Genomic DNA, 6,778 nt, shown 5'->3' with positions numbered 1-6,778 from the left:
TTGTAATAAAATCAATAGGTTATAAATTGGAAAATTTTTTCTATAAGCATTCGTATTTATTAGGTATTTACATTTCAGTCCCAACGCTTGTCTTGACACCCCGTTGTAAAAAAATGGGAAACTTCAGTTTGTAAAAAGGATTGTTTTTTGGATTTCAGATGGGTTGAATGGATTTGTGCAGAGGTGAATCTTTGCGAAAAACCTCAGTTTTTCCTCTAAAAACGACTTCTTGAAAAGAAGTCGACCAGAGTTTGGATTACAGCACACGAAATGGAAAATAAGTTTACGTTTTTCGTCTCCGTACGGGTATATTTACCGCCTGCTTCGCTCAAGGCGCAGAGAACGCAGCGCATCGAAACAGCGGTTCTGGTCTCTGCGATCTCTGTACCTCAAAAGAGCGAAACGAACGGGCGGTATAAAATATTCCTCTCAGCCAATGACATTAATCGAAGAAAATTCAATAGCATTAACCGAAGAGAATTCGGAGCCGGCACTATTCTGTTCCTCCAGAAACTGCATCAATTGTTCTATTTGATCATCTTCGGTGTTTTGAGCATAAGCTGACAGGGCCTGTTCAGTAACGGCAGGCGGCGGCGGGGGCGGCGGCTGCATACTCTGTGTTTCGCCACTTTCATTGCTGGCCATATCGGATGGGGAGAATCCGTTGCTGTCCATCAATCCTCGCAGCTCTTCCCCACTCAAGGCTCCATCCTCATCGGCGTCAAAACTGCTGAGCGCCTCTTCAACGTCGATACTGGTTCCGGTAATCTCTTCAAGGCCTGCCACCAGAGTCTCAAGCTCGGTTTCGGAAACCAGTCCGTCGCTGTCTGTGTCTGTCATCTGGAAGACATCGTTGCCCGGGGGCGGCTGCTGTCGAACCGTGGAACTGCTGCTCATCATCGACATGGCGCTACTGCTCATACTGTTTATGCCGTTGATCATGTTTTACCTCCTTGAAATTGTTTTATTGCTGATCCTGGAAAAATAATCTTCCCACATTTTTTATATCGTCTTTTTTAACAAAAACTCTATGGTCTTATTGTCACAGGAAAGTAACAGTTTGTATCAGAAGAGAGGGGCTGATCTCCCGGCAACGCACTTTGAACCGGCAGACGGCATGCCGGACCTACTCCCCCACAAATTGGTACCCGACCCCGCGGACAGTCTTCAAGTATCGGGGGGACGTCGAATCGTCTCCGATTTTCTGACGGATGCGTGAAATATACAGGTCGATATTACGGTCGTATCCATTGTAGGCTGCGTGATAAAGTTCGAGTGAAATTTCATCCCGCGTGACGACGCAGCCGGATTTTTGGGAAAGATACCAGAAAAGTTGAAACTCAATGGTGGAAAGTTTCACCGCCTGGCCCGCAACAAAAGCATCCCGTCTGTTGGTATCGACGGTCAGCTTTCCGAACGTCAGTACCGAGGGCTGAGCTGCAGGCGAAAACCGTCGAAGCAACGCTTTAATATTGGCCGCCACCAGCGGCGCACCTGCGGTGATGGACAGGGAAGCATCCGCGCCCAGGCCCAGCGCAAGGACATGAAACCGTTCGTCTCCGTATTCGGAAACAAGAACCAGAAGCCCCGAATATAGAGCACGGATTTCCTGACACAGAACCAGCCCGGCGACCCCGGGTCCAGAACAGTCAAGCACAACCAGATGAGGCCGATCGTTCTCGGCAAGCAATATTTTGGCCTCACGGCGCTCAACATGGCAGACCCGAATATTGTCCCGGGCTAAAAGTTGCTTCAAATCTGAATAAATTTCAGCGATCCCGGCAATAAACAGTACGGTGGGCTGGTTCATAGACATAACATTCATCCCGGCCTGTATTGAATCGACCCCGCCACGAGCAGCGGGGTATCAAAAAAGGCTGCCGCTAATTTCCTTTCAACTTGTAAGTAACTAACGCGGGCCGTGCCCGCAACCCGATTTCCATGGAATTGCCGTTACAAAAAACTCTTTAATTTTCTACCGCCCGTTCGCTTCGCTCTCTCGAGGCACAAAGCTCGCAGAGACCAAAACCGCTGTTTCGAGGCTCTGCGTTCTTCGCGTCTCGAGCGAATCGGGCGGTAACTATAACGGGAAAATTCTTTTTTTTGGGGCTTGATCATAACTGCGGCCACAATGTCACGGCCTCCGTCCCGCCCATTGCCGGCTTCTCCAGCACGATCCGGGGGATGCCGGGCCCATGAATCTAAAGCGCAAAAACTCGGCACGCCTCAAGCCGTTTGCGCTTCTTAACGTTTTACGGCCCCGACATCTTTTACCCGGATCGGGCCATGTCGTACGCCGGCAACGGGCGGAACTCAGAGGCTACGCACTGAAAAATATGGCCGCAGTTATGATCAGGCCCTTTTTTTTGACAGAGTTTAAGGAATAAGGCACTAACGGTTCCTTTCAGAAATATGGCCTGAAAAACTTCTAAGAAACTATACGAATAGTCCCATAATCCTCGTGGCGTTATCCTTCTTTATGGATTTTAAAAGCATTTGGGTGTTCTTTATTGTCAGCGCTACCCGCTGAAAACCCGACCGCTTCCAGACGTAAAATATAAAATAAATGTAAAGGTTTTGTGTTGCTCAGGGACAAAATTGTTAAGATTTTGTAAAGAGGATGCTCATGGTGAGTGTGGCCCTGTCAGGGCTATTCGCCTTTTGCGATAAGGCTGAACATGCTTGATCATAACTTCGGCCACCTTGTCACGGCCTCCGGCCCGCCCATTGCCGGCGTACGACATTCCCCGGACCGTACTGAAGAAGCCGGGATGGGGCGGGCCGGAGGCGCTATATATACGGTGATATGGCCGAAGTTATGACAAGCCCGGCTGAACGCACTACGGTCTTTGAAACTGGCCAATGGCGTCTTTACCAGCTTTCTTGACGGCAAAAAGGGCGTGGTCGGCGGCAGCAATCAAACCGTCTAAGTCCGTTGCATGTTGCGGAAAGGTTGCTACCCCAAAGCTGGCCTGCAGCCGGACCTCAATGCCCTGATCCAGGACATAGACCGTATTTTTCACCCTGGAACGGATCTCGGAGGCTTTTTGAAAGGCCTGGAACTGATCCAGCCCCGGCAGGACTACCACAAACTCATCCCCCGCGTAGGCCACGGCATAAGCCGGTTCTTTCAGGCAATTATCAATGGTACCGGCAACTTTCCGGATGGCCTGGCTACCATTGAGATGGCCATAGGTGTCAACGACCTTTTTAAAATAGTCCAGGTCCATAAATATCAGTGAAACCGGGGTGCCGTTGGCGTGCGCATGTTCAATACATTTGGCAAGAGACTGATACAGGTAACGTTGGTTGTAAAGACCGGTCAAGCCATCGCGGAAGGCTTGCTCCCGAAATTTTCGTTCCCTATCCCGCAAAGCAGCTTCCGCTCTTTTACGCTCAGAGATGTCCACCAGGGCAATCACCACCCGCGCCAGGGTATCCTCGTAACCGGAGACGACCAATGATTTCCCCAAAACAATTTTGGACTCTCCGGTTGTCGTCACGAGTGTTTCTTCGCGTTCGACTGCAGCATTTCCCGTAACAGCCACCAGGATGATCTCCCGTGCCATTTTTAAAAAAAACTTTGAATCGGTTGGAAGAAAAGCACCCCTGTGCCCTGCGCTGTCGGCCACGCCCATCAGGTCCAGGAAGGCCTGATTATGATCCACAGCCTTTATCAACGACCAGCAATGGTGAACCTGTTGAGAATTTTGCTCCAGGTATGTTCTAAAATCAGAGACCCCGGATAACCGCAGTTCTTCAAGATAGGCCTTCAAAGGGGAAGCATCCCATTCGATCAGGGCGATGGGGGCGGATTGAAACAACTGGCGATATCGCTTCTCGCTTTCCCTGAGGGCATCCTCCGCCCTTTTCAATTCGGTATAGTCTTCAACAATGGCCATAACGCCGCTTACGGTGTCATTGGCGCCAGGTATGGGACTGAGATAATAGCGCAAATGAACGCAGGTCCCCTGGGGATCAGTGAAGGGATGTTCAGTGATGACCGGTTGATTCTGATCGATGCAGCGCTGAATATCTGGGAAGATTCCCGACGCAAGCATGGCCTGACAATCGAACAGATTCACTGCTTCTGAGTTGCAGACAGAAGGCCAGGAAAGCATTTGCTGCATTTTCCGCGTGATACCGGTTATACCACCCCGGGTATCAATGGCAAAAATTCCGAGCGGCGCGCTATCGCCCAGAAGCCGGTTTCTTTCTTCATAGGCTTTGAGCGCGGCCTCGGCGTTGCGGCAGCGTTGTTCAGTCCCCTGAAATTCGGCAACTTTCCGTCGCAACAGGCTGATTTCACTATTTAACTTCTCTATGTCTTCAGATTTCATAGTCATGAGGACCCTTTTGTTTGTTCGCATCATCCTTTAAAAGTTGTCATTGCACGAGGATTTTCCTCCAGCGGCGTTCAGTGTAAGATCATCTGCGACTATATAAAAAAAATGGATTGATTGCACATAAAATTTTTTCGTTTTTTTTGTAAATTGGATGGACCTGGTTTTATGGATAAAATTATTTTCGATTGAACCCTTATGACGGCCAGCTGCCAAACGCCTGCTTTTCAAGCTTCATTTTACCGTCACTGCCCCTGTAAATATTGATCCGGACATTCCAGTTTTCAGTATCCGGAGCAGGATAATCCAACCGGAATTGACTGCACCTGCTTTCTTTACGCATTATCGACGCCCGCAGTTTCATCTCCGCAGTCACAATCATGTTCGATGCTTCATGTGCCAGCCTCAACGCATGGAGGTCTGCCGCCCGAAGCATGGGCATATGATGATCTCTCAATTCTTCGACATAAGCCAATGCCGCTTTTAAGAGACTCTCTTAACAATGGTCAGTCAGGTCGGTCACCGCCCGGTGGCATCCCATCGGGAACGGCTGCCATCCGGCCGTTGCACTCACGGCAAATCGCCTGGATTGTTTCACCGTAACGTCCCGTAAATTCGACGCTGTCACCGGCCTGTTTGCCTTCGCATGCCGCGATCGCTTCGGCCGGTGGCCCCTGACGTCGGCCTTGTTTATAATCACGATCCTGGTCCCTGGCACAGCCGGTCATCGTTATCAGTGCGAACAAAACCACGGTTGATGACACTTTCAATAATTTCTGTCTGTTCATTTTTAACCTCCTTTGCGGTTGATTTATTGGGCATAAGATAGATGACGAATGTAAAGTTTTTTTGTTGTTCCGGGACAGAATTGTAAAGATTTTGTAAGGGCTTGATCATAACTGCGGTCACAATGTCACGGAGTCCGTCCCGCCCATTGCCGGCTTCTCCAGCACGATCCGGGGGATGCCGTGCCCGTTTATTTAGTCGGCTGGGCGTCAATCACTGTCTTCTTCGGCTCTCCGTGTCCCACCCAGTGGTGTATGTCTTCAATTAACAGATACAGGCACGGCACCAGAATGAGGGTGATACCCGTGGCAAAGAGGATGCCGAAACCCAGCGACAGAGCCATGGGAATCATGAACCGAGCCTGACGGGAGGTCTCAAAAATCATTGGTGCCAGGCCGCCGAAGGTGGTCAGGGTGGTCAGGACGATCGGCCGGAAACGGCGCAGGCCGGCAACTCGGATCGCCTCCACCGCACCGGTGCCTTCGCGTCGCCGGCGGTTGGCGTAATCGATCAGTACCAGCGAGTCGTTGACCACCACCCCGGAGAGTGCCACAATCCCCATCATACTCATCAGGCTGAGGTTGTATCCCATCAGCAGATGGCCGAGTACCGCGCCGACAATGCCAAAGGGGATGGCGATCATGACGATCAGCGGCTGGCTGTAGCTGCGAAACGGAATCGCCAGCAAAAAGTAAATGGCCAGAATGGCCAGGACAAAGCTACCGATCAGGCTCTGCATGCTCTCTTTCATATCGGCCTGCCTGCCCTGGTAGCCATACGATAACCCGGGATAATCACGGGCCAGCTCGGGCAAAATGCTGCTGTTGAGGGTGGCCTGCACCTGGCCGGTCTCGCCGATCGGCTCCACGTTAGCGCTCACCGTCACGGTGCGCCGGGCATCGCGGCGGCTGATGGTAGTATAGGCCCGGCCCCGTTCGACCTCAGCAATATCGAGCAGCGGTACAAAAGTGCCGGCCGGGGTGCGGATCATCAGATTCTCCACATGGTATTCGCTGAGACGCTCGCTCTCGGGCAGACGCACACGGACGGTCACCTCGTTGCGGCCACGTTGCTGACTGAAGGCCTCGGCACCGGAAAATGCATTGCGCACCTGGCGGGCGACCTCGGCAGAGGTCAGGCCCAGACTCTGGCCCTCGGGTTTGATGGAAAAATCGAGCTGCTGCTTACCCGGGGTGTAGCCGTCGTCGAGATCCTTGACGTTTGAAAACTCGGCCAGACGATCCGCCAGGGCAGCGCTGGCCTGCTCAAGCACATCAATATCAGAATGAGAAATTTCAACGGTCAATGCAGCCCCGGAGCCGGGCCCACCCCCGTCCGACTCAAATCGCAGGGATTCCAGGCCAACAACCTGACCGAACTTTTCCCGCCACAGCCGGGTCACCTCGCTGGTGTTCAAAAGGCGGACCCCGGAATCAGTGAGGTAGGCCCTTACTTCCACCTGGTTTTCTTTGATCCTGGAAGAAACCCCCTTAAGCAGTCGATCACCCCCGTTTTCGGTGGCCACCGCTTCCATGGCGTTGGCCAGCCTGTCCTGAACGGCCACGACCTTGCCCATAGGACTTCCCACAGGGAGAACGGCAGTCACCTTGGCCGTATCCGACTGGACCCGTGACATCATGATCAAGCCA

Annotated in this window: 6 protein-coding genes; all 6 read right to left on the bottom strand. The window is 51.9% G+C overall.

Annotation, left to right across the window (positions count from 1 at the left end; translation table 11 throughout):
* Positions 1-429: 429 nt before the first annotated feature.
* Positions 430-942: an EF-hand domain-containing protein gene (locus tag PHQ97_15765; protein ID MDD4394189.1), complete on the bottom strand. Its 513-nt coding sequence runs from the start codon at positions 940-942 to the stop codon at positions 430-432.
* A 184-nt stretch (positions 943-1,126) separates the two neighbouring features.
* On the bottom strand, positions 1,127-1,816 hold the full coding sequence (locus PHQ97_15760) for a response regulator transcription factor (GenBank protein ID MDD4394188.1): 690 nt from the start codon (positions 1,814-1,816) through the stop codon (positions 1,127-1,129).
* Between the two features lie 1,024 nt (positions 1,817-2,840).
* Complete coding sequence (locus PHQ97_15755; GenBank protein MDD4394187.1) at positions 2,841-4,346, bottom strand: sensor domain-containing diguanylate cyclase; 1,506 nt, start codon at positions 4,344-4,346, stop codon at positions 2,841-2,843.
* Between the two features lie 193 nt (positions 4,347-4,539).
* A complete protein-coding gene (locus tag PHQ97_15750; protein MDD4394186.1) occupies positions 4,540-4,785 on the bottom strand; it encodes a hypothetical protein in 246 nt (81 codons plus the stop codon).
* Between the two features lie 64 nt (positions 4,786-4,849).
* The gene (locus PHQ97_15745; protein ID MDD4394185.1) at positions 4,850-5,131 is read right to left on the bottom strand and encodes a hypothetical protein; all 282 of its coding nucleotides are present in this window, start codon (positions 5,129-5,131) and stop codon (positions 4,850-4,852) included.
* 188 nt (positions 5,132-5,319) lie between these two features.
* The coding region (locus PHQ97_15740) for an efflux RND transporter permease subunit (GenBank protein ID MDD4394184.1) at positions 5,320-6,778 on the bottom strand (1,459 nt) is incomplete at its 5' end.

It is taken from the genome of Desulfobacterales bacterium, assembly GCA_028704555.1.
GTDB lineage: Bacteria > Desulfobacterota > Desulfobacteria > Desulfobacterales > JAQWFD01 > JAQWFD01.
This window is presented reverse-complemented; position numbering and strand designations above follow the sequence as displayed.